The 744-nt window shown below is 64.4% G+C and carries 1 pseudogene; it reads right to left on the bottom strand.

Annotation, left to right across the window (positions count from 1 at the left end):
• Nucleotides 1–50: 50 nt before the first annotated feature.
• Nucleotides 51–608 (bottom strand): annotated as a pseudogene (locus tag KVT32_RS27970) (RtcB family protein); the annotation flags it as partial.
• Nucleotides 609–744: the final 136 nt, after the last annotated feature.

Here is a 744-nt window from a genome sequence, read left to right as displayed (position 1 = left end):
ATAGCGCCCAACGGGCAAGGTCATGATAGCCAGGCTGACGCAGCTAACTGACAACTTTTGACAAAATTCTTCTCAATCAGGGAAACGCTGCCCAGGGTGCCCAGGTGCTTGTAGTTGTTCGTGCCGCGCAGCTTGGGCCACTTGCGGCACAAGGCGTCGAATTCGTCCTTCAGTTTCGCCCAGCCGGCTTCCACCGGCGCCGGCGGGCGGTCCCAGGAGCCGACGTCGCGGCCGCGGGCATTGCGCGTCTTCGGCGACATGCCATGCGGGATCGCCTGTTCGATGGCGCTGCGCAGCTTCGCCAAACTGTCGGGCAGGTCGCTCGCGCGCAGCGTGGTCTTGGCCGCCATCATGCCGCAGCCGATGTCGACGCCGACCGCCGCCGGGATCACCGCGCCGAGCGTCGGGATCACGCTGCCGATGGTCGAGCCCTTGCCGAGGTGCACGTCGGGCATCACCGCGACGTGGTGGTAGATGAAGGGCAACTGCGCCAGTTTGCTCAGTTGCTCCTTGGCCTCGCTCTCGACGGGCACGCCGCGCGTCCACATCTTGACCGGTTTCGCCCCTTGCGCTTCGAGCGTTTCGTAGTCAGCCTGTTTCGTGTTCATGATGGGTGGTGAAGACGGCAACGGCTTCATGATCACCCAAATCGACAAAGCGGGGAGTCCGGGAGCCTGCGGCTGGGCAGTTGCGGGGCGAGAAGGACGCGTTCTATACTGGCCGCGGCGCCCTGTCCGCCTTATT

This window comes from Achromobacter sp. GbtcB20 (genome assembly GCF_019091095.1).
Classification (GTDB): domain Bacteria; phylum Pseudomonadota; class Gammaproteobacteria; order Burkholderiales; family Burkholderiaceae_B; genus Achromobacter; species Achromobacter mucicolens.
The sequence above is the reverse complement of the archived record's forward strand: the minus strand, read 5'-3'. Positions and strand labels throughout refer to the sequence as shown.